Source organism: Gammaproteobacteria bacterium (genome assembly GCA_019911805.1).
Classification (GTDB): Bacteria; Pseudomonadota; Gammaproteobacteria; order Thiohalobacterales; family Thiohalobacteraceae; genus JAHJQQ01.
The window spans coordinates 1-22,159 of sequence record JAIOJV010000038.1; the positions used below are offsets into that span (position 1 = coordinate 1).

A 22,159-nucleotide genomic window follows, 5' to 3' on the forward strand; every position below is an offset into this window, starting at 1 on the left:
AGGCAAGCATCTTCGAGTATGTTGAGGTGTTTTATAACCGCCAGCGTCGCCATTCACATATAGGCATGATGGCGCCACTGGCCTTCGAGAAGATGGCCGCAGGCCATTACTCAATGGTCCGTTGAACTGGGGGAAGATCAGGTGTCTAGATCCGAGAAGTGGCGAAGATTTGGAAAGAGCTATGACGCTTAACATACGCAGCAATAATCCTGATATAGATAGAGAGAATTGGTTAAAAAGCAATAATATCTCTGAAAGTGAGTTACAAAAGGTAATAGATAAAGAATTAATCGAGTCAGAGAAACAGAATTATTTTATTAATTGTCCGAGACCATTTAACGAGTATACAGGAGGCGCAGCAATAATATTTACAGTAACAAAGGACAAGGATTGGCCTCGAGATAGTGATGACCATCGAATTATATGTGTAAAGCTTGAAGAGGTTTCGGAAAGTGGGAAAAGAGTTATTATCGAGGAGCGTGAATATGGAGGGTGGCCATTAAGTTGGTCACGCGACGAAGCATGCGCAATCGGTTATGAAAAAAATCTCCCTGTATTTGGTCGAGATGTTCTTTGCGATTTGACAGATGATGAATAAAACCGCCTATTATGGAGGGCGGTCGTGCCCCACCTATGCAGGAGAGCTACCATCTGAGAGAGGTGGACCCCACCGGTTGGACAGTGACTGGACGATGATAAGTGCTTTCCTCCATCATGAGCAACAGGCTCTGGAGAGAAGCGATGAGACGAAAGAGACGTACCCATTCACCTGAATTCAAGTCCAAGGTGGCCCTGGCTGCGATCAAAGGGGATCTGACGATGGTGGAGCTGGTGAAGAAGTTCGATGTACACGCCAACCAGATCACCGAGTGGAAGAAGCAGCTGTTGAACGGAGCGCCGGACGTGTTCGGTAAAGATGCCAGGAAGGCCGAGGAGACCGAGGAAAACGTTCAGGCATTACACGCGAAGATCGGTCAGCTGACGATGGAGAACGATTTTTTAGAACACGGGCTCGAACGGATTCACGGGCCCAGAGGAAAGAAATGGTAGATCGGACGGACCCGTTGCCAGTGAGCCGCCAATGCGCGCTCCTGGATCTGCCACGCTCGACATTTTATCACGTGCCCCAGCCGGTCACCGAGGAGGAGCTTGAACTGATGGCGCTGATCGACCGCTGCCATCTGGAGCATCCCTACTACGGCAGCCGGCGCATCCGGGACTGGCTTGAGGATGAGGGTCGCTGGGTCAACCGCAAGCGGGTACAGCGCCTGATGCGCACCATGGGCCTGGCGGCGCTGTATCCGAAGCGCAACTTGAGCCTGGCCAACCAGGCACACAAGGTGTATCCGTACCTGCTGAGGGGGCTCACGATCGACCGCCCGAATCAGGTGTGGGCGACCGACGTGACGTATATCCCGATGGCCAGGGGTTTTGTGTATCTGGTCGCCATCATGGACTGGTATTCGAGACGGGTGCTTGCCTTTCGGGTGTCCAACACGCTGGACACGAGTTTTTGTATCGAGGCGTTGAGCGAAGCGATCGAGACCTACGGTGCGCCGGAAATCTTCAACACCGACCAGGGCAGCCAGTTCACGAGCGAGGATTTTACCGGTGTGCTCAAGCAACACGACATTCGCATCAGCATGGATGGTAAGGGACGCTGGGTCGATAACGTCTTTGTCGAGCGCCTGTGGCGCAGCGTGAAGTACGAGGAGGTCTACCTCAGGGCCTACGACAGCATCGGCGATGCCCGTGCTTCGTTAGGCAGGTATTTTGCGTTCTACAATGCCAAACGTCGGCATCAGTCGCTTGACAGGAAAACGCCGGACAGTGTGTATTACCAAGACGCCGCCAGGATGGCAGCATGACCCGAGGCAGCACTTATCACGCTGTCCAATTTTTGGGGTCCACTTCAGAGTCTTATCATCCCCGAATGAAAGCCCTGCATGAGCACAATGCCTCCCGCCTGAAAGAGATCATTGGCAGTCACGGCTGGCCCGGCATTTCGTTGGTTGGGGAAGAGGCTGCCAAAGCGGCCTGGCTTGTCGGCCAGCATTCCGTTTCAGATCCTGAGTTCATGACGGAGTGTGTCTCCCTGCTGGAAGATGCCGTTGCAAGGCAAGATGTGGCTGGTTGGCAGTTGGCATTCCTTCAGGATCGTGTGCGCACCTTGTCTGGCAAGCCTCAATACTATGGCACCCAGTTTGATATTGATGAAAACGGTTGGCCCACACCGTTTCCCATTGAAGAATCTGCTACGGTTAACGAACGTCGTTCACGTCTCGGGCTGAACTCTCTCGAGGAGCGCCAAGAACAGATGGCTGAGCAGGAACGGAAACGCCGTGCCAATATCGAGCAAACCAGTTAACCAAACACGCCACTCGGACGCTCTTGTTTCCGCTTCGCTACGTCAAGATCGCCGGTGCACTCTGCGTTAGACAGCCTAGATGTATGCAATCAGTAAGCGAAAACTGGATCCGGTACACAGTTTAAAAATGGATAAATTGATATATGAAAAGCACTACACCCAAAGTAGATGTTGCAAGAATTGAAGAAGCAATTCATATGTTGAATGCAAACGTTGATGCAGAGCGCATTGAATCTTTCGTCTCAATACTGGAAGCGATAAAGAAAGATCCTGAAAACAAATTACTTTTAGAACAGCTTTATGATGCATTTCAGAATCTTGGTATAACTAAAGGTGCAGTTTTAACCTATGCACCTTCTATTTATGATTTGATAGTTTATGATCCGTTTGGTGAGAAAAAACCTGGCTCAGAGAGCAGTTAGTTCTGAATATAAAGAATGAATGCGGAGTGGCACGTGAGTATGCCAGGGCAGCGCCCACCGGGCGAAGAGACGGTTTGTGTATCCCTATACGCTACGCTATACGCGATTCCCGAAGGGGCGGTGATTGCTTGATGCCCGTAGTCGAATGGATCAGGCGGACGATTTTCGTCTCACCACACTCAGCATCACGAACAGGTCGGCGTCGCACCTCATGAGGCTTTGCGCTTCGCCACGCCGACCAACCCGAGCAGGCCGGAGCCGAATAACCAGACGGCGGCCGGCACTGGAACGACCATCCGGGCCGCCGTCCACCCGTTGGTGGGCACATAAGGCACGTTTGACTGCCATGTGCCGTTGATGATCTCCGCGTCCGATGGCGATAAGTGGGCAAAATATTCCCCCATAATGATACCGCTGATCGGCGCGACCAGCTCGTATCCGGCCAGGCTCAGCAAGCGGTCAGAGGACAGGGTGCCAGTGAAATTTTCACGCCCGTAATTGGTGTCGGTCACGTTGTTCCAATAAAAATACCCGGAAAGAAGCCAGTCATCGCCGCTGGCGATCTGTGATTCGAAAGTCAATGTGGATCCTGACCAGTCATTACCTGCGGTATCGAGTGCGGTTACGATCCATGTGTCAGAAGTCATGTCGACGTCAATGGGTGCCGCGGAGGCGCCTTGCAGGGTAAAAATGCACACAAACCCTATGGCACGGCTTAATATGGGTAGTGATTTCATGATGGTTTCTCCTTACTTACTGCTATGAAAGCCATTGGTGGCAGACACCCTGCGTATGTCACAGCCAGGCTTCAGCCATTTCTGTATGACATCCGGATGGATTTGACAGCCCCGCAAGCAGTATTGTCGTGGAGACCGATGGCCAATACAGTCCCCAAATGGGGGGTCCGCTTGACCCGATGGTGTTCGATGGGAGGGAGGTCGCGCTCACCATGGGGAACGCGTCCGGTATCGATAGGGTCTGATCGCACGACGTAAAAACCGAGGCAGGGGTGGTAGCGGGCGAGCACATGACGACCGACAGCGGCCTCGCGGCCACATACTGTTTCTGATGGACCGGCAATTGAGCTTGCGTGGCCACGCCGATGCCGGTGTCGTGGTCGACATCCGGGATCTGGGGTCCGACGCGCTGCATGCGGCCGCGATGCTGCTGGCCGGGGGGATGCGTGACAATCCGTTGCACGTGAAGGTATTCGGCCCGGATCCGGTGCGCCGGGAGCGACGCTTGCGGCGCTTCCTCGGTCACCTGGCCGCCTACGTCCGGTCGAATGGCCTGCTGATCGGTGCCTACGCGCAGGACGAACTGGTCGGCGTGCTGGGCATGATGCAGCCGGGCCGCTGTCGTCCGGCAGGCAGGGACTGGCTGCGCTTTGCCGGCGTGATCCTGGCCGGTAATCCACCGTACGTGGTGTGGCGTAGCCGCCGCTGGCTGGCGGCGTGGGCACGGAACGACCCGACCGAGCCGCATTGGCATATCGGTCCGATGGCGGTGCGGCCGGAATTCCGGCGCCAAGGCATCGCGCGACGGTTGATGACGCACGGCTGCCGGCATGTCGATTCGCTCGGTGACGCGGCGTATCTGGAGACCGATCTGGCGATCAACGCGGCGTTCTATGCGAGCCTGGGCTTTGTCGTGGTCCGGCACGAACCCGTACTCGGCGTACCCAACTGGTTCATGCGGCGCGCGCCCCGCGCGGATGTCGCATAGCCCGAGGGCAGCGCAGCGGGACTGAGGGTCGATCACACGTGCGTTCACGGGTTACCGCGCGGCGTGCATCGAGCGGGGCTGCGCGCTGTCTGGCCGGTCGCTTGCGCATGAAACGCGGGGAGAGGGCGACCCGCAATGCGCAGCGGGTCTCCTGCTGTTACGCTTTGTTTTAGTCTTGTCGTCAGCCACCATTATCAAAGCCGCTTTCACGGAGCCCGCATGCCGCGCAGCACCGCCGTAACTCGACGTGGAGCCTTGTCGACGCCGGAGGTGCGCCTGATCTTCGGTGCATTGATACTGGTGATGTTGCTGGCCGCGCTCGACCAGACCATCGTGTCCACGGCGCTGCCCACGATCGTCAGCGAGTTCGGCGGGATCGAGCATCTTTCCTGGATCGTTACCGCCTACCTGCTGGCAACGACCATCGTCACACCGCTGTATGGCAAGCTGGGTGATCTGTTCGGGCGCAAGGTCGTGTTGCAGGTCGCCATCGTGCTGTTCCTGATCGGCTCAGTCCTGTGCGGGCAGAGCCAATCGATGGGTCAGCTGATCGTGTTCCGGGCGGTGCAGGGGCTCGGCGGCGGCGGTCTGATGGTGACCACCATGGCGGCCATCGGCGACATCATTCCACCGCGTGAGCGCGGTCGCTACCAGGGGGTATTCGGGGGCGTGTTCGGGGTTGCTACCGTGATCGGACCCCTGATCGGCGGCTTCTTCGTCGATCATCTGAGCTGGCGCTGGATCTTCTATGTCAACCTGCCTCTGGGCCTCGCGGCGATGGTGGTGATCGCATGGGCGTTCAAGTCTCCGGCACGGCCACAGCGCCCGACCATCGGTCTTGCCGGAAGCGCCACGCTGGCGATCACGCTGACCGCGCTGGTGTTGTTCACCAGCCTCGGCGGGCACACGTTCGCGTGGAATTCGCCCGAGATTCTCGGTCTGATCGGCATTACGGTGGCGGCACTGGCCGGTTTCATTTATTTCGAACGCAAGGCGAGCGACCCGATCCTGCCGCTGACTCTGTTCCGCAATCGGATCTTCACCGTATCGTGCGCGGTCGGTTTCATCGTGGGCCTGGCCCTGTTCGGCGCGGTGACCTACATGCCCCTGTACCTGCAGGTGGTACGGGGCGTGAGCCCATCGGTGGCCGGCATGCAGTTGACGCCGATGATGGGAGGTGTCCTGTTTTCCTCGGTCATCAGCGGCCAGATCATCAGTCGCATCGGCCGCTACCGGATCTTTCCGATTGCCGGCACCGCCGTGATGGCGGTCGGCCTGGGCCTGCTCACCACGCTGGGCGTGGAGACCAACACCTGGTTGGCCTCCGGCTACATGCTCGTGCTGGGCCTGGGTCTTGGTATGGTCATGCAGGTGCTGATCCTGGCCGTCCAGAACTCGGTCGATTATCGCCATCTGGGGGTGGCGACATCGGGCGCGACGCTGTTCCGGTCTATTGGCGGCTCCGTTGGCGTGTCGATCTTCGGCGCTATTTTTGCGGCAACACTCAGCACGGCCCTGGCCATCCATTTTGATGGTGGTGCCAGCCTCCCTGCGGCCACCGATACCGAAGCCATCAACGCTTTGCCGGAGGCCTTGCGCAGCGAGTACCTGCATGCCTTCACGGGCGCGCTGCACCCGGTGTTCCTGTGGGCTGCGATCATCGCGGCGGCCGGCTTCGTCATGACCTGGTTTCTGGAAGAAATTCCGCTGCACGATGTCACCGGCATGGATACCATCGGTGAGAGCTTCGCCATGCCGCGCGACGCGACCTCGCTCGACGAACTGCAGCAGATCCTTGCCCGAATGGGCAGTCACGAGCATCTGTGGGAAACCTACCGCCGCATCGCCGCACGTCTGGAGGTGTCGCTGCAGCCCGATGAAATCTGGCTGCTGATCCAGCTGTGCCGCCAACCCCCGGCATCGGACCTGGAGCATCTGGCCGGCGACTACGCGATCCCACCCAAGGCCCTGGCTGCCATCGCCGTACGGCTGCAACAGCGGAATCTGGCTGTATCATCCGCAGCAGGCCGGCTCGTCCCTACCGGCCGGGGTCGCCAGACCTTCGAGCAGATCGTCGCAGGCTACCGTGAACACCTGGGCCAGTTCGTCGAACGCTGGTCACCCGAAGAACACGCCGATGTGCGCGCCATGCTGGAAGAGTTCTCCCGCAGCCTGGTGGATGAACTGCCCCGGGAGCCGGCCGAGACACCGGCCTGATCGAGCGGTCGCCAGCTTGCAAGCAGCCTGCTTGGGCTGGGCTGAATAGCAAATTTCCTACAGAATTTCCGAACCGCTCGCGGTAGACTTCTTTCCAATAAGAATACAACCGGGGCTTCCAATGTACGTTACTCAACGCAATTTCCTTGCGGCGATGTCGCTGTGTGCGGCTGTTGCTGTTCCAGGCCAGCCGTCCGAATAGATGGCACCGCCCAACGCGACGCGGCCGCGAATACTACTTTGTAGCAGACTTGTTTCATGGTCATGGCAGCAGGTTAGTATCATTTCACTAACCGTTAACCAGTCATGACCCATTAACAATTGATTCCAAAGGTTATCAAGGGGGAATTTCATGAAATTCCAATCAGCGCTTAAATACACTGCAAGCCTGTTTCTACTGACTATTGCTAACGTTGGCCATACAGAGCTAATTACCTATACAGATCGGACAGCCTGGGAGAGCGTCGGCACTGTACTCTTTACGGAAGATTTTGAGGGCTATAGAGTCGATACCTCTTATGCGGCAACACCGCTGAATGTGGGCCCTTTTACATTAGCTACCATTGGCTCGTCTCGTTTTGACAACAATTTTGTTGATGTCCCTCGTTTTAAGTACTCAGGTATACCCGCGTCGTTTGGTAATGCGGCTGTATCTATTTATGTCGAGGGGCCATTAGCAACTGATATTATCTTTAACAGCCCTGTTAATGGCTTTTTTGCTGACTTTCTGTGGCCGGGCAATGGAACCAGCAGGCCGCTGCGTATGACCTTGTCGTTACTCGGTGGCGGCACCCTTGCTTTGTCAGTCCCCGGCGTGGGTGCTACGTTGGAACACTTTGGTTTTTTCTCCAGCGATGCAATCACCTCAATTCGGCTTTCTAACGGGGCAAACGATGGGATCATGATGGATAACATTGCAGTATCTGCTGTCCCCGTTCCTGCAGCAGTCTGGCTATTCGGTTCGGGCCTTATCGGTTTGATAGGCATCGCCAGGCGTAAGACAGTATAAGGATACGCGTCGCTTAAAAACGGCCACTCCGGTGGCCGTTTTTGTTTCTGAGGATGTGTGTTTCCAAACTCACCAGTGACTGGTTGTTCGGTCATTGTAGATTTCAGATAGGATGGCTTTTATTTTTCCTATACTTGGATCGTGACCTCCACCGGCACGAGCTGGCGCTCCAAACCGCCGTCGCGTTGCTTCGGTCGTTGGCGGCGGGATCATTGGGCGAGGGGATGAACGCATGTTTCCAGACCGCAAAGATGCGGGACAACAGCTTGCAACACGACTGACAGGCTTGCTGGACGGACCGGCGGTCGTGCTGGCCCTGCCGCGCGGTGGCGTGCCGGTAGCCGCCGAAATCGCCCGACAGCATGAGCTGCCGCTCGATCTTATTCTGGTCAGAAAGATCGGACTACCGGGCCACGAGGAACTGGCGGTCGCGGCCATTGCCGGCCCTGACGGCGCCGATATGGTGGTGAATGAGGACGTGGCGGACGCCGCCGGGCTGGACCGGGCGGCGATCGACCGCCTGGCAGAACCGGTGCGGGCCGAGCTGCGGCGCCGGCGGGCGCTTTACCTTGGCGACCGGGCGCCGGTGCCGCTGACCGGTAAGACCGCGATCATCGTCGATGATGGCATTGCCACCGGCGCGACGATGCATGCCGCGATCAGATCGATCCGGAACCAGGGCGCGGCACGGATCATTCTGGCCGTGCCCGTCGCCTCTGCCGATGTGCTGGATCAGTTCCGCGCCGGGGTGGATCAGATCGTCTGTCTGGAAACGCCGTTCCCCTTCCGTGCCGTCGGGGCGCATTACCGCAGTTTTCCGCAGGTCGAAGATGACGCCGTCAAGGCCGGCCTTGCGGCATTCCCTCCGGTGCCACACACCTAGCCAGGGTGTTGTGCAGGCAATCGCCCGGTATTCATCATCTCTGCTGCGCGCACGAGATAGGCCCGCGCCTGCACCGGCCATTTGGCCGGCGTCCGTGGCTGCCGGTCCAGCAGATGGTCGATGGACAGCCGCGCGCGCGTCATGCAGCGAAATGCGCCGTACGTCCGCAGCAGACCGTCCGATGGCGCTGCAAACCCGGCAGTACGCAGGACCTCCATTACCAGCGGACCAATCCATGCCGCCCCCAGCAGCGCGCATTCCAAGCCGAGATAGTTCGCCTCATCAAAGATATCGATCATCAACATCTCGGTCGCGAATTCGATCCGATCAAACAGTACCGGTGGCGTGGTCAGGCAGACGTGCTCCGGGCGCAGGTCACCATGACCCTCGACGATCAGCCGGGCGGCCTCACGGTCCTCGATTTCCGCAGTGTGGCGCGTGATCAGCGTCTGGGCCTGCGCCGCCAAACCCGCGATGTCGGCACCGTCCAGGTGATCCCGCAGGTTCAGGAGATGGCGGGCGTTTATTTCGCTCTCTTTCAAAAGATGCGCGAGATAGACGCCCGGACGCGGCGGGTCAGTGCGACGTTCGCGGTAGAATGCCACCAGACGGTCCGCGACGGTGCTGATGTCCTGTCTGGCGGGCATGCGACCCGACTGCAGCATTGCATCCAGCATGCGGTCGGCGGGCAAACGGCGCATACGGACCAGCCAGTCCACCACCCGGCCTTCGCCCCCAAGCGCGAGCGCCCCGTCGGCTCGCAGCACCAAGGCATCCAGCCCGAGATAGACATCGGCGCCGGCCAGTTGCCGGTTCAACCGTAACTCTTCACGACAGGCGTGTTCACGCGCCGCGAGGCTGCGGTGATCCAGAAATGGCAACAGGACCGGTTTCTTGATCTTGAACGCTCTGTCAGCCGTCAGAAAGACAAAGGCGCTGTGGGTCTCGATCCGCTCGGCCCCATGAAACAAGCCATCGAGAAAGGCCAGCTTGTCACGGATGCTGACGGGATCTTCGGGTAGGGAAGCGGCATCGTGCATGGGTCGTGAAACGCCTTAGAAACCTCTGATTAATTCGTCGTTACGAGGATGCCTGGACCCACAGGGTGAGGTACCCAATGCGATGTTGATCACGATCAATGCGGGCAAGCCCGGCCGGACTACAATCCTGCACATGCTGTTCTTCGCTCTGAATGCCTCTGCCGATCTGGGTCGTGCCGTCGCCGAAGCCGGCAGGTTCCCCGTGGCTGACCATGAAGAACGCGAGTTCGCCGGCGGGGAACACAAGGCCCGCCCGCTGCAAAGCGTGCGCGGCAAGGATGTCTATGTGCTTCACTCCCTGCACGGCGAAACCGGTCATTCCGCGAATGACAAGTTGTGCAGGTTGCTGTTCTTTCTGGCTGCCTGCCGGGAACATGGCGCGGCGCGTGTCACCGCGATCGTCCCCTATCTGGCCTATTCGCGCAAGGACCGGCAAACCAAGCCGCGCGATCCCGTCACCACGCGCTATGTCGCCATGTTGTTCGAGGCGATGGAAGTCGACTGCGTCGCAACGCTTGAGGTCCACAACATCCAGGCGTTCCAGAACGCATTCCGCTGCCGGACGCTGCATATGGACACAGCCCAACTGTTCACCAAGGAAATCGGTGTGCGCGCGGGCAGCCTTCCGCTGACCGTCTTTTCACCCGATGGCGGCGGCGTGAAACGTGCGCAATTGCTTCGTGAAGCGCTGAACCAGGCCACCGCGGCCGAGGTGACTTTTGGCTTCATGGAAAAACGGCGCAGTGCGGGCAGCGTGTCGGGTGACCTGTTTGCCGGCGATGTCGCAGGCCGGGCGGTCTGGATCGTCGATGATATGATCGTCGGTGGCGGCACTATACTGCGGGCGGCCCAGGCCTGTCGCGCACACGGCGCGGCCGAGGTGCACCTGGCCGCCACCCATGCGTTGCTGACCGAGGATGCGATTCAGTCGCTTACTGATCCCGCCATCACCAGTGTCACGCTGACCAACTCCGCCGCCGATACCGAGCCCGTGAAAACCGCTTTGGGCGACCGACTGCATGTCCTTTCCGTCGGTCCCCTCATTGCCGAAACGATACATCGTCTGCATTCCGCGTAATGGCCGGGGCAAGGCGCCGTCCGGCGGCCACGCCTTTGGCCATGCTTTGGCCGCCCGCAGCATGTCGCCGCCACCAGCGGGCTTGTTCGACCGATCCCAAGGAAGCCAACCGTTCATACAAATGCTGCTACCAAACGGAAGTGGCGGGACATCGGTTGGTCTGAAAACAAGGATGATCGATAAGTGGGTGTAAAACAGAGGAATGTCCAAATGATGGTGCGGGAGGCTCAGTAGAATTTCGCAGTGATCGGGTGAAAACAGAAGTGACTGCCTGTTCAGTAGGTGTCGGCGCCAGGGAAGACGGGTTTGTCTTCTCCTATACTTGAGCAGGCACCATCAGAACCTCCTCAAGGGCTGTCCGCACGCATTGGGAACGCCACCGATGAATCCCGATCAAGGAGTGGAGTCATGTCTCTTTACTGGTACCGTCGGCCACGTCTCGTGGTCCTCAGTTCGAACAACTCCGTGCTGGAAGCGGCACGTGCCATGGAAAACAACAGCATCGGTGCCATCATGGTGCAGGATCGTGGGCGCATCGTCGGTATCGTGACGGATCGCGATCTTGCCGTGCGTGCACTGGGCCACAAGCTGGATCCCGAAACTACGCCCATCGCCAAGGTAATGACACCCTCGCCGCTGATGCTGACTCCCGACGACAGTCGCGAGGAGGCGATAGCGCTCATGCAGCAAGGCAACGTCCGGCGTATCCCGCTCAGCGAGAATGGGCGGGTCGTGGGCATGGTGACGCTCGACGACCTGCTTCTCGACGAGGCCGCACCGCTCGATGAACTGGCCGCGATCATCGAGGCGCAAATCGGAGAAGGCGGCCCGGCGGAAAGTCCCCGATCACCGGCGCGCCGACGCAGTCCGGCCCGGGCCGAGGCGACACTGTTGCGATTGATCATGGCGGTGCAGGCGGAAGATATCCGCCGTCAGCTTCCGGAAGATCTGCGCAGCCTGTTCACCGTCCCCAAACCTGTCGATGCGGCGTGATGTGCACTCGAAACTATCATCCCGTCACTGTCCAACTGGTGGGGGCCGCCCGCAAAGTAGGGTGCTGACACGGCATACGGCCGAGACATCGCCGTCCTCACTGACCCGTAGGAAGGTGCCGCGCTGGCAGAAGGGCACTGCCGGGGTGTGGTAACGATTTCACGCACTATCCAGGCATGCGGTCAGTGGCTGGTGCCAAAACCCTCGTGCTCGGTATAGGGCGGGACGGGCAGACCAGCAATGATCATGCCCTGGCGGACTGGCCCATCCGGAAACAGGAGGCGCAGGTATTTGTGCCCACCACGGTCCGCAAAATGGTCTGCCAGCATGTCGCTGAGTTCACGGCCACTAGCTGCCGGTCCGTCAATCAAGTAATGCTCCCGCAGCTGATGGATCACTTCCCAGTGTTCATCCGTGAGTTCGATGCCCTGCTCGGTGGCATTGCGTCGACCCTGCTCTTCGTCCCATTCCTTCAGATCCTGTGCACGGTCGCTGCGACGTGCGCTGGGAGTCTCGGGGTTGTCGATGATGCGTCGGTCCTTTGTCATGGCGATATACCTCGTGGATGGATTGGTCGTACTCAGTCTAGACGCTTTCGCTCTCCATTGTGTCGAGTGCCCATCGGCAGGCTGGACGCCGGCAGCGATTACCGGCTCAGGTTCCGCTGGAGAAACCTCCGGTTGGCCCGTTCCCGGAAGTTCTTGCTATATTTCGGGTGGATCGTGCGGTATTCGTTTGCGGTGGCCCGGTATTTCCGTTACGAGGTATGGATTGAAAATTACAGCCCTCCAGCGCCCGATAGATTCTCAATCGCTTCTAGGGCCGTTTTGATTCTCTCAGGCAATACGCCTGCAATGATTTGCACCGGCGAGTTCGTCAGCAGTTTTTCATACACCTCGAAGAGTTCATTTCGACGGTGCTCGTCTTCGCGCAGCGGCGATGGCTGGTAAGGTATGTCTGGCTTGCAGAGTAGGAAAAGATCTGGGTGCCAATCCGTTTTCATCTGCCGAAGTCTTTCAGGCAAAGGCCCGATCTTATCGCGGTGCCACACTTCAATGACCTCGATACCGGTATCTACAATAAGCACCCGTTGCGCAGATTTTGTCTTCTCGGAAATATTCCGCAACTGACCTTCGGCAATGGCTATCAGATCGTCTGAGGTATAGTTGCGATCGATTTCGGTTAAATACTCAACCGCAAACTCTGGCACCCAGGGTTCGTTGAGCGCTTCCGAGAGGGCTGCACACAAAGTGGATTTGCCGCTGCACTCTGGCCCAGTAACCACTACCATTTTGATGGGTGACGTAGCCATAGTATGCTTCCACTATAGTTGGTAATTCACCTGTGATAGATTTTTGTCTATTGAATAGTAGTCAAACACCACCACGATCGCTCAAGTCCGACAGGCTCCCAGCGGCAAGCCGAACCCACAGAGACCCGGAACCGACATGATCAGCCTCAAACGTATCGTCCTGGATATCCTCAAGCCCCACCACCCCGATACCCTGGAATTCGCCCGCAGCATTGCGGCCTGCGGCGATGATTATCATGTGTTGCTGACCGTCGTCGAGATGGATGAAAAGACTGAGACCCTGCAGGTGGTGGTGGAGGGTGACGATGTGGATATGGATCAGGTGCGCGAGGCCATCACCCGGCTGGGTGGTTCGTTGCACAGCATCGACGTGGTCGAGGTCCAGTCCGCGCCGGACGGGGAGTAAGGCCGCCTCGTGGCCCTTGAACGCATCGGGTTCCTGCTCCATATCACCCGTAGCCACGGTATTGTGCGGCGCTATTTCGTGGTGAACGGTTTTGACGGTGCACTGACCATGCTGGGCATCGTCACCGGTTTCTATGTGGGCGATACCCAGGATCTGCGACTGGTCATCGGTACCTGTGTCGGCGCCGCCATCGCGCTCACCATGAGTGGCCTCAGTAGCGCCTATATCAGCGAGCGCGCTGAGCGGCGCAAGGCGCTGGCCGAGCTGGAGGAATCCATGATGGCGGACCTCGGCGACTCGGCGCATGGCAGTGCCGCTCGCTGGGTACCTCTGTTGGTTGCGGCGGTGAATGGCATGGCGCCACTGCTGCTGTCGCTGCTCATCATCCTGCCGCTTGCGCTGGCCCAGTGGGGCCTGCCGTTGCCGCTGCCGCCCCTGGTGATGGCCATGGTCACGGCGCTGGCAGTGATCTTCCTGCTGGGCGTATTCCTGGGCCAGATCGGACAGATCTTCTGGTTGCTGAGCGGTGTCCAGGCACTCATCGTCGCGCTGTGCACCATGGCCATTATCCTGCTGGTCGGCTGATGGGTGACGCCTCCGCCAGCGGCCGTACTCCAGCCTGGCATACCCGCTCGGTGCCGCAGACGCTGGAGGCCCTGGGCAGTGATCCCGTCACGGGCCTTACCCATCGGGAAGCACAATCCCGTCGTGAGGAGTTCGGTGGTAATTGCCTCGCCGAGGGCCAGCACCGCGCTCTGCTGTCCATGCTCCTCGGCCAGTTCGCCGACTTCATGATCCTGGTGCTGCTCGGTGCCGCGGTGGTTTCCGGGGTGATCGGTGAGCCGCAGGATACCATCGCCATCCTGGTCATCGTGCTGCTCAACGCCATCATCGGTGCCGTGCAGGAGTTTCGTGCCGATCGTGCCCTGACCGCATTACGCGCCATGTCGGCGCCGGAGGCGCGGGTGGTGCGTGAGGGTGAACACCGGACCCTGCCCACGGAGGATCTGGTGCCCGGTGACCTGGTGCTGCTGGAGGCGGGTGACGTGGTGCCGGCAGACCTGCGTCTGCTCGAGGGGGTGGAACTGCAGGCCGATGAAGCGGCGCTCACTGGCGAATCCCAGGTGGTGGACAAGGACGAGGTGCAGCTGGTCGAGGCGGATCTGCCGCTCGGCAGCCGCCGCAATCTGCTGTTCAAGAGCAGTCTGGTGACCCACGGCCGCGGCCGTGGGCTGGTGGTGGCCACCGGCATGGCCACCGAGATCGGCCGTATCGCCGAACTGCTGCATACCCAGAAGGGGGTGAAGACGCCGCTGCAGGAACGGCTGACCCACTTCGGCCGTTACCTGACGCTGGCGGTACTGGCCATCTGCGCCATCGTGTTCGTCAGCGGCCTGCTGCAGGGGCAGCCACTGGTGCTGATGTTCCTCACCGCCGTGAGCCTCGCGGTGGCCGCTATCCCCGAGGCGTTGCCCGCTGTGGTCACTGTGTCGCTGGCCTTCGGCGCCCGCAAACTCAGTCGCCATAACGCCCTGGTGCGCAACCTGCCGGCGGTGGAGACCCTGGGCTCCGTCACCTACATCTGCACCGACAAGACCGGCACCCTGACCCTCAACCGCATGACCGCCGAGGCCTTCCTGGTGCAGGGGGCACGCTGCGACAAACCGCCCTCGGTCGAGGCGTCTCCCTGGCGTGAACTGCTGCAGGCCATGGCGCTCAGCAACGACGTGACGGAGCGCGATGGCGAACCGGCGGGTGATCCCACCGAGGTGGCGTTGCATGCGGCGGCCCGCGACGCCGGGCTGGACAAGGCGGAGCTGGAAGCGGCGCTGCCGCGCGTTGCCGAACTGGCCTTCGACAGCGACCGCAAGCGCATGGCGACGTTGCACGCGATGGACCAGGGCATCATCGCCTATGTGAAAGGCGCACCGGAGGCAGTACTGGCGTTATGCACGGATCAGCTGGGCGATGCAGGCACTGCAGCGCTCGATGTCGAGGCGGTTACACGGCAGGCGGAGCAGCTGGCGGAGGAGGGATACCGGGTGCTGGCCCTGGCGCAACGCAGCCTGTCTGCCCTGCCCGATGTCCTGCAGCCGGAAGCCATCGAGCAGGACCTCACCCTGCTGGGCCTGGTGGGGCTCATTGATCCGCCGCGCCCGGAGGTGCCGGAGGCGGTGGCCGATTGTCGCGCCGCCGGCATCACCCCGGTGATGATCACCGGCGATCACCCGGGTACTGCACGGGCCATCGCCCTGCGCCTCGGCATCCTGCAGGAAGGTGATACGGTAATGACCGGTCAGGAACTGGCCCGACTGTCGGAGCAGGACTTCGATCGGCACGTGGGCTCGATCCGTGTCTATGCCCGCGTCAGCCCCGAACAGAAGACCCGTATCGTCATGGCGCTGCAGAAGCGGGGCGAGTTCGTGGCCATGACCGGCGATGGCGTCAACGACGCCCCGGCGCTGAAGCGCGCCGGCATCGGCGTGGCCATGGGGCAGAAGGGTACCGATGTGGCCCGCGAGGCGGCGGACATGGTGCTGCTGGACGACAACTTCGCCACCATCGTGCAGGCGGTGCGCGCCGGGCGGCGCATCTTCGACAACATCCGCAAGTTCATCAAGGACACCATGAGTTCCAACTCGGGGGAGATCTGGACGCTGTTCCTGGCACCCTTCCTCGGTCTGCCGGTGCCGCTGCTGCCGATCCACATCCTCTGGATCAACCTGGTGACCGACGGCCTGCCGGGCCTGGCCTTCACCGCCGAACCGGCGGAGCCGGGCCTGATGCAGCGCCCGCCGCGCCCGCCCCGGGAAAACATCTTCGCCCATGGCATGTGGCAACACATCCTCTGGGTGGGCCTGTTCGTCGGCAGCATTTCCATCGCCGCCCAGGCCTGGGCCTGGAACCGCGGCGAGGAATACTGGCAGACGGTGGTGTTCACGGTGCTGACCATCTCCCAGCTGTTCCACTCCCTGGCCGTGCGCGCCGAACGCGCCTCCTTGCTGCGTATCGGCCTGTTCAGCAACCTGCCCATGCTGGGTGCGGTACTGCTCATGGTGGCGCTGCAACTGATGGTGATTTACGTGCCCGCCCTCAATGGTATCTTCCACACCCAGCCGCTGCCGCTGCCGGTGCTGCTGGGTTGTTTCGCAGTGTCCTCGTTGGTGTTGTTCGCGGTAGAGATTGAAAAATGGCTGGTGCGTGCCGGGATGATCTATCGGGGGGAGGCTGGCGCAATAAAAAACCTGTCTGAATGAATTCGGACCTGCGAGGGGACGCGGCACATCGAAGAGATCCCGTGGGTACTGTCAGTCCAGTCAAGGACGCGGGCGATCTCCTGGCGCACGGTAACCAGCGTGCCGGCTGGGATGCGGGCCAGCGCTTCGACCATCCAAACCCTGAGTACCGCCAGGTGCCCGACGGGTTATCGCCATGAACCAGCTCGGTGCGCGTGCCTGGTGCCCGACGCCATGAGCGTGGCGGGTTGTGCTCGGTATCACCCACCTTTGCATCACGATGCACCTGATCAACAAGGCGGGGCCTCCCGCAAAACGCCTCAGATCGGTTCGGCCAGGGCAAGGGTGCTCCAATATCAGGATCTGGACTGGGCGGGGCCTGTCCCAAAATTGAGCTGAACCACACCGGGATGGGTTACGGCGCGTGGCACGGCCCTAAGATGGGGCTCCCCGGACTGTGATCTGTATCTTGAAATTGCAAAGGGAAACGCTTGACATGGTAATGCGAATGATTATCATTCATATCCAATGGTCTCACGTGATGCAATCTACAGGGCATAACTGTGTGCACGGATTTGAATCGATATCAAGTTGAATCGACGGCGAAAAAAAGCGGCTGCACCAGGCGGAAGAAGCTCTGGGAGCTCGATTCTCCGTCCCACTGCAGCGTTATTGGCACATGCCTTTCGCTGGGAGAGCTTAGACGTCTTTGCCAAAAAATGCGGATCAGTGTGCAGACGACCCTGTCGGATTACGAGCTGCACCGATCCTTCGTCGGAATCGCCGGGAAACAGACGTACGCGTCCAGATATTTATGCAAGCACCTGGATCAGAAGTACCGGGCCGCGATCCGCCATTTCGCCAAGGCGCAAGATGATGCAGAACTGAAGAAACGCTGGGATGAGGCGGTCGCATCCGGCGATATCGGTGGCGCCTACTGGGCGCTGGTGAGTCACCCCGAGGCATCGGATGCATTGGTGGATCGCGTGTACGGAGAAGTCCACATGCTGTCTCACCTGGCCGGCGCTGCGGTGCGTGTTGATATGGAGGAACTCCACCGGCTCCGGCGTCAGGCCCGGACACTCGTTCGGCAGCTGACAGACATTCAACGCAAGACCAAGGCGCAGATCACAGAAAGAGATAACACTATCCGCCGGTTAAGCGATCAATTGACGCAAACAGAGGGTGCAACCAGAGACCTTGAAGTGGCACGCAAACAGCTGGCCGCGTTGGAGACCGATCCCGCCTTGCGTCAGAGGAGGGACGATGTCGAAAAACTCGCGACGATGCTCACGGCCGAGCAGTTGCGGGCGCAGCGGGCTGCAGTCAGTGCAGAAACATGGGAAAGGATAGCGATCGAGAAAGGTGGCCGGAATTTGTATCTGGAGAGCCAATTGGCGGAAGTGCATGCCGAGCGCGATGTGCTGGAGGCGACACTGGAGAAGCTACTGACACCCGATTGCAGCAGCTGCGCAACTCAGGAAGATTGCCTTGGCAGTATCAATCTGCTTGGTCGCTGCATTCTTTATGTGGGCGGAAGAAGTCGGCAGTGTGCTCACTTCCGCTCGCTGGTGGAGCGGCAGAATGGTCAGTTCATTCATCACGATGGGGGCTTGCATGGTGGCCGGTCGCGACTGAGCTCGATCCTGCCACAAGCCGATGTCGTGCTTTGCCCGCTGGATTGCGTCAGCCACGATGCAGCGCATCGGGTCAAACAATTCTGCAAACATCATAGGAAGAGATTGGTACTACTACCCAGATCGAGCCTGGCGGCCTTCGCCCGGGGGTTGAATGAATTGGTTGCTTAAGAAGCCTGCTGGAAGACATAGGGGGAAATTTCACCCGACCTCCATTGGCAGAATGGCAGATGATGTGGGTGGTGCAGCCACCGCAAGCGATTATCTGCGGTTGGAAGTTTCAGTGGAGACGCTGTCGCGGCTGTTGGCCAGTGGTCAATTGTGCGCGGCGGATTTTCGTTGTCTGGACTGTGAATCAAAGCAGTGCGTATGGAGGTTATTACTTATGAATTGTGACTGGAGTAGCGGAACGAACAATGGATGACAGACAAAGCGATGCGATCCCAGACAGGCAAATTGAGGGCTGCCATAAGAAACAGCGAAGATACGCCAGTCAGGCACTTTTTCATGATGCGCGGGAAATTCTAATCGACCATGCTGGCCACGAATACCGGCTCCGAATCACCCGGCATGACAAACTTATCCTGACCAAGTGACAACGGTAAACGAACCGTGAAAGCGACCTTCAGTGGATCACCTGTGCCGGAGAATCGGTTCTGTAACGATGTCAATGGAGAATGAAACCCCTGATAAATTAAGACAAGCATCGCCAGCCAACAAGCCCTTGCTTCAGTAGCCAGCATCACTCCTGTGAAACATAAAAGAGGCAGAGATGAACGAGCAACTGAAGCGCAAGCCAGTAGTAGTGCCTATTCTTATGGTGCTGTCATTACCACACGCATACGCACAGGAAAACACTGCGGTAACAGCCGCCACATTGCCGGCAATCACCATCACGGCCAAGGGCTATGTCGCCGACGAACTGGAGACTCCGGCAGCCACCATTAGCATGGAACGTGAGGAGATACTCCAGCGCGGTGCCAACAATGTCGGTGATATTTTACGTGGCGAACCAGGGCTGGCTGTGGCTAACGATAGCGCACAAGGCCAGAACCCGGTAATTCGCGGTCTGAAGAAGGAGAGCGTGGTGTTGCTGGTGGATGGAATGCGACTGAATTCCGCCCAGCCGGCCGGTGCCATCGGCTCCTTCTTGTCCCTCGGCCTGGCGGAGCGGGTAGAAGTGGTCAAGGGCCCGGCGTCGGTACTCTACGGTACGGGAGCATTGGGCGGTGCGATCAACGTGCTGTTGCCGCAGGCCAGATTCATCCCCGGCACCGGGCTTGATATTTCCACTGGTGTTGACAGTGCCAGCAGCGGCATACGCGGTACCGGTGCGATAAATGCTTCCCAGGGAGATCACGCAATGATGTTGGGGGCCTCAGTGGCCCACATTGGAGATTATAAGTCCCCCGAGGGAACGATACCGCGCACCGGTTATGACTCTGATAGCTTCATTGGGCAGTACCGCTTGCGTATCGATACCGCGCAGCAATTGCGTCTCTCGCTGCAACAGCACCGCGACGAAGACGTGTGGTACCCGGGTTCGACCAAGCCACACCCCAATCCTCAAGTGCAAAGCACCACCTTGCACTCGCCCAAACAGACACGTCAACTGGCCGAGGTGGGTTACAGCCGCAAGGGCACGGGTGACAAGCCACTCAACTTCGACCTGCGGCTGTACCGGCAGGAAATGCAGCGACAGATCTTTTCACACGCCAATGGCCCCCTGAACGACAATATTGCCGAAACCAATGTCAGCTTCGATACCAATGGATTGGATGCCAAGGCCGACTGGCTGGTCCATTCCGCCCATCTGTTGTCGTTCGGAGCCAACGCCTGGCGCATGGACGCCTCGCCAGATCGACATCTCGCTATGCCGCCGAGCTTCGAGTTCATACGTAACGTCCCTTTCGAGGACGGGCGTATGGAGGCGCTGGGCGTCTATCTACAGGACGATATGTATTTCGATAAGCTCAATCTGCTGGCTGGTATACGTCACGACACGGTTAAGGGGAGTGCCGCCTCAGTGAGTAATGGCACCGTCACCACGGGGTTGGATCGCAGCGATAGTGCGCTATCGGGTAGCCTGGGGGCGATCTATGAAGCCACACCGCTGTTACGGCCCTATGTAAATCTTGCGCGCGGCTTCCGTGCTGGGGAAATGCGCGAGCGTTTCGAGGCGTCACCGCGCGGTGATGGTTTCTTTTATGCCGGAAACCCGCAGATCAAACCAGAGCACGCCACCCAGGTGGAAATCGGCCTCAAGGGCGCGAACGACAGGTTCAGCTACACGATTTCTGCCTACCACAACCGGATTAACGATTACATTACCGGACAGGATATCTCCAATACGCCAGCCGCCAGTACTGCTTGCGGTGCTGCCAATGCCAGTGCCTGTAAGCGGACCGTCAACCTTGGCCGCGCCACCCTCACCGGACTGGAGGCGCAGGCACGTTGGCAGGCCGCAGCGGGGCAGTGGGTGAGTGTGGGTTATTCGCAGGTCCGTGGTGAGAATGACGACCTCAACGAGCCGCTATTCCAGATGCCCGCCGACGAACTGTCGCTAGGCTGGGAAGGCCGCATCACTCAGGGCTGGACGGCGGACGCTACGTTACGCCTGGTAGATCGACAGGATCGCATCGCCACGGTCTTCACGCGTGGTACCGAGAACGCCACACCCGGGTTCGTCACTGCTGACCTCGGCGCGACCTACCGCTGGCTACAACAGAGCCTGCATGTTGCCGTGAAAAATATCGCTGACAAGGCCTACCACGAGCACCTGACTGAAGGTATTTCAGGGCAGGAAATCAAAGCACCCGGCCGCAGCTTTACTGTTATTTACCAAGGACACTTCTGATGGTAAGCATCCTTCACTTCATACAGCGTTACCGCTGGCAATTTATTTCTGGCCTGCTGGTGTTGGCTCTTTCTGTGGTACTGGTCTTCTTCGGTGCCTTCGGCCGTGTCGCCGAGATGCCTTCCAGTGACAGGCGTGTGAGACTTTTGGTCTCCAATGACGAACGTGACCTTATTCTCGCTGAAATGCGCGATATGCTCGCTGCCAGCCAAAGTATCCTGGATGCAGCGCTCGTTGATGATATGTCACGCGTTGCAGCGGAGGCACGCAAGCTCGGAATGTCCGGTGTACAGAATATACCGCTGGAAATTCGTGGCCCACTGATCGGTAAACTTCCAATCGAGTTCAAGCAGTTGGGGTTCTCTGTACATGAAGGTATGGATACCATCGCTCTCGATGCCGAGGCCTTGGGAGATCGTGATCATACGCTCAGGCAACTTGCCGATCTGATGAACAAGTGCGTCGCCTGTCATGCCACCTATACCGTCCTGCCCCCCGGACAATCTCCCAGGATCAGCCCCGGAGAAGGATGGTAACGCCTGCCAAGCTGCTATGTGCCCCACGTGTTCTTACTATCTTCCCAAAAGTACATTAGTTTCTACAGCCACAAATTCAAGCGGCACATCAGCATATGATACGGAAATAACCCCTCACTGCACCGTCAACTCTTCACCAGATTCCACGGCTGGTCCACCGACGTCACCTTCCGGAGTGAGTACCTCAGGAAAAATAATTTTCAACGCCGCTTGTTGGGAATTGATAGCCGTCTATACTCAAACAAGCACTATAGGGGGGGCGGATTAGTGTATGCACCAGCGTTCACCACAGGTATTGCATGGTATCGCACTGGTAGGTGTCACCACCTTGAGTCTGTCAGTGCTCCCTTCCGTTGGTATCGAACTTGGACCTGAGGATCTGGCGGCCGCATTTGCGGTAGCCGGCTTCGAGCGCACCGATGACGGACGCTACATCCGGT

General features: G+C 59.0%; 21 protein-coding genes and 3 pseudogenes. 19 read left to right on the forward strand and 5 right to left on the reverse strand.

Going from position 1 to position 22,159, the window contains the following annotated elements; genetic code table 11:
• The 5 genes and pseudogenes from K8I04_03520 to K8I04_03540 form a co-directional block, all read left to right on the forward strand.
• A partial coding sequence (locus K8I04_03520) for an IS3 family transposase (GenBank protein MBZ0070785.1) occupies positions 1-125 on the forward strand: 125 nt, incomplete at its 5' end.
• A gap of 56 nt (positions 126-181) precedes the next feature.
• Positions 182-598: a hypothetical protein gene (locus tag K8I04_03525; protein MBZ0070786.1), complete on the forward strand. Its 417-nt coding sequence runs from the start codon at positions 182-184 to the stop codon at positions 596-598.
• A gap of 143 nt (positions 599-741) precedes the next feature.
• A protein-coding gene (locus K8I04_03530) for an IS3 family transposase (GenBank protein ID MBZ0070787.1) occupies positions 742-1,868 on the forward strand; the annotation gives its coding sequence in 2 pieces (ribosomal slippage) (positions 742-1,003 and positions 1,003-1,868; 1,128 coding nt in all).
• Between the two features lie 47 nt (positions 1,869-1,915).
• Positions 1,916-2,368: pseudogene (locus K8I04_03535) on the forward strand (hypothetical protein).
• Between the two features lie 143 nt (positions 2,369-2,511).
• Positions 2,512-2,790, forward strand: coding sequence for a hypothetical protein (locus K8I04_03540; protein MBZ0070788.1), 279 nt, complete (start codon positions 2,512-2,514; stop codon positions 2,788-2,790).
• Between the two features lie 209 nt (positions 2,791-2,999).
• On the opposite strand, the pseudogene K8I04_03545 reads toward K8I04_03540, so the two are convergent.
• Positions 3,000-3,080: pseudogene (locus K8I04_03545) on the reverse strand (VPLPA-CTERM sorting domain-containing protein).
• A gap of 778 nt (positions 3,081-3,858) precedes the next feature.
• Between K8I04_03545 and K8I04_03550 the strand changes: the two are divergent.
• Together K8I04_03550 and K8I04_03555 are read left to right on the forward strand one after the other, a co-directional pair.
• Entirely contained in the window at positions 3,859-4,515 is a 657-nt protein-coding gene (locus K8I04_03550) for a GNAT family N-acetyltransferase (protein ID MBZ0070789.1), read from the forward strand.
• 219 nt (positions 4,516-4,734) lie between these two features.
• Entirely contained in the window at positions 4,735-6,732 is a 1,998-nt protein-coding gene (locus K8I04_03555) for an MFS transporter (GenBank protein MBZ0070790.1), read from the forward strand.
• 132 nt (positions 6,733-6,864) lie between these two features.
• Here K8I04_03555 and K8I04_03560 read toward each other — a convergent pair whose 3' ends face one another.
• On the reverse strand, positions 6,865-7,086 hold the full coding sequence (locus K8I04_03560) for a hypothetical protein (GenBank protein MBZ0070791.1): 222 nt from the start codon (positions 7,084-7,086) through the stop codon (positions 6,865-6,867).
• Here K8I04_03560 and K8I04_03565 point away from each other — a divergent pair.
• Positions 7,085-7,741: a VPLPA-CTERM sorting domain-containing protein gene (locus K8I04_03565; protein ID MBZ0070792.1), complete on the forward strand. Its 657-nt coding sequence runs from the start codon at positions 7,085-7,087 to the stop codon at positions 7,739-7,741. The two genes, K8I04_03560 and K8I04_03565, sit on opposite strands and share 2 nt — an antisense overlap.
• Before the next feature lie 232 nt (positions 7,742-7,973).
• A complete protein-coding gene (locus K8I04_03570) occupies positions 7,974-8,624 on the forward strand; it encodes a phosphoribosyltransferase (protein MBZ0070793.1) in 651 nt (216 codons plus the stop codon).
• On the opposite strand, the gene K8I04_03575 is transcribed toward K8I04_03570, so the two are convergent.
• Entirely contained in the window at positions 8,621-9,664 is a 1,044-nt protein-coding gene (locus K8I04_03575; GenBank protein MBZ0070794.1) for a hypothetical protein, read from the reverse strand. The genes K8I04_03570 and K8I04_03575 overlap by 4 nt on opposite strands.
• A gap of 133 nt (positions 9,665-9,797) precedes the next feature.
• Between K8I04_03575 and prs the strand changes: the two genes are divergently transcribed.
• Together prs and K8I04_03585 are read left to right on the forward strand one after the other, a co-directional pair.
• Positions 9,798-10,742 (forward strand): ribose-phosphate diphosphokinase, encoded by a 945-nt coding sequence (gene prs / locus K8I04_03580; GenBank protein ID MBZ0070795.1) that lies wholly within the window; start codon positions 9,798-9,800, stop codon positions 10,740-10,742.
• A gap of 408 nt (positions 10,743-11,150) precedes the next feature.
• Positions 11,151-11,699, forward strand: a pseudogene (locus tag K8I04_03585) (CBS domain-containing protein).
• A 218-nt stretch (positions 11,700-11,917) separates the two neighbouring features.
• Here the strand turns inward: K8I04_03585 and K8I04_03590 are convergent.
• Positions 11,918-12,283, reverse strand: coding sequence for a TusE/DsrC/DsvC family sulfur relay protein (locus tag K8I04_03590; protein MBZ0070796.1), 366 nt, complete (start codon positions 12,281-12,283; stop codon positions 11,918-11,920).
• A 230-nt stretch (positions 12,284-12,513) separates the two neighbouring features.
• Complete coding sequence (locus K8I04_03595; GenBank protein MBZ0070797.1) at positions 12,514-13,047, reverse strand: ATP-binding protein; 534 nt, start codon at positions 13,045-13,047, stop codon at positions 12,514-12,516.
• Between the two features lie 136 nt (positions 13,048-13,183).
• Here K8I04_03595 and K8I04_03600 point away from each other — a divergent pair, with 136 nt between their 5' ends.
• The 8 genes from K8I04_03600 to K8I04_03635 all read left to right on the forward strand — a co-directional run bounded on the left by K8I04_03600 (position 13,184) and on the right by K8I04_03635 (position 21,719).
• Complete coding sequence (locus tag K8I04_03600; protein ID MBZ0070798.1) at positions 13,184-13,453, forward strand: DUF211 domain-containing protein; 270 nt, start codon at positions 13,184-13,186, stop codon at positions 13,451-13,453.
• A 9-nt stretch (positions 13,454-13,462) separates the two neighbouring features.
• Positions 13,463-14,038: a hypothetical protein gene (locus tag K8I04_03605; protein ID MBZ0070799.1), complete on the forward strand. Its 576-nt coding sequence runs from the start codon at positions 13,463-13,465 to the stop codon at positions 14,036-14,038.
• Positions 14,038-16,710 (forward strand): calcium-translocating P-type ATPase, PMCA-type, encoded by a 2,673-nt coding sequence (locus tag K8I04_03610; GenBank protein MBZ0070800.1) that lies wholly within the window; start codon positions 14,038-14,040, stop codon positions 16,708-16,710. The genes K8I04_03605 and K8I04_03610 overlap by 1 nt, the downstream gene beginning before the upstream one ends.
• A 41-nt stretch (positions 16,711-16,751) precedes the next feature.
• Entirely contained in the window at positions 16,752-16,889 is a 138-nt protein-coding gene (locus tag K8I04_03615) for a hypothetical protein (protein MBZ0070801.1), read from the forward strand.
• 531 nt (positions 16,890-17,420) lie between these two features.
• Positions 17,421-18,497, forward strand: coding sequence for a DUF2325 domain-containing protein (locus tag K8I04_03620; protein ID MBZ0070802.1), 1,077 nt, complete (start codon positions 17,421-17,423; stop codon positions 18,495-18,497).
• 245 nt (positions 18,498-18,742) lie between these two features.
• Complete coding sequence (locus K8I04_03625; GenBank protein MBZ0070803.1) at positions 18,743-18,922, forward strand: hemin uptake protein HemP; 180 nt, start codon at positions 18,743-18,745, stop codon at positions 18,920-18,922.
• A gap of 176 nt (positions 18,923-19,098) precedes the next feature.
• Complete coding sequence (locus K8I04_03630) at positions 19,099-21,183, forward strand: TonB-dependent receptor (protein ID MBZ0070804.1); 2,085 nt, start codon at positions 19,099-19,101, stop codon at positions 21,181-21,183.
• Positions 21,183-21,719, forward strand: coding sequence for a hypothetical protein (locus K8I04_03635; protein ID MBZ0070805.1), 537 nt, complete (start codon positions 21,183-21,185; stop codon positions 21,717-21,719). The genes K8I04_03630 and K8I04_03635 overlap by 1 nt, the downstream gene beginning before the upstream one ends.
• Positions 21,720-22,159 lie beyond the last annotated feature (440 nt).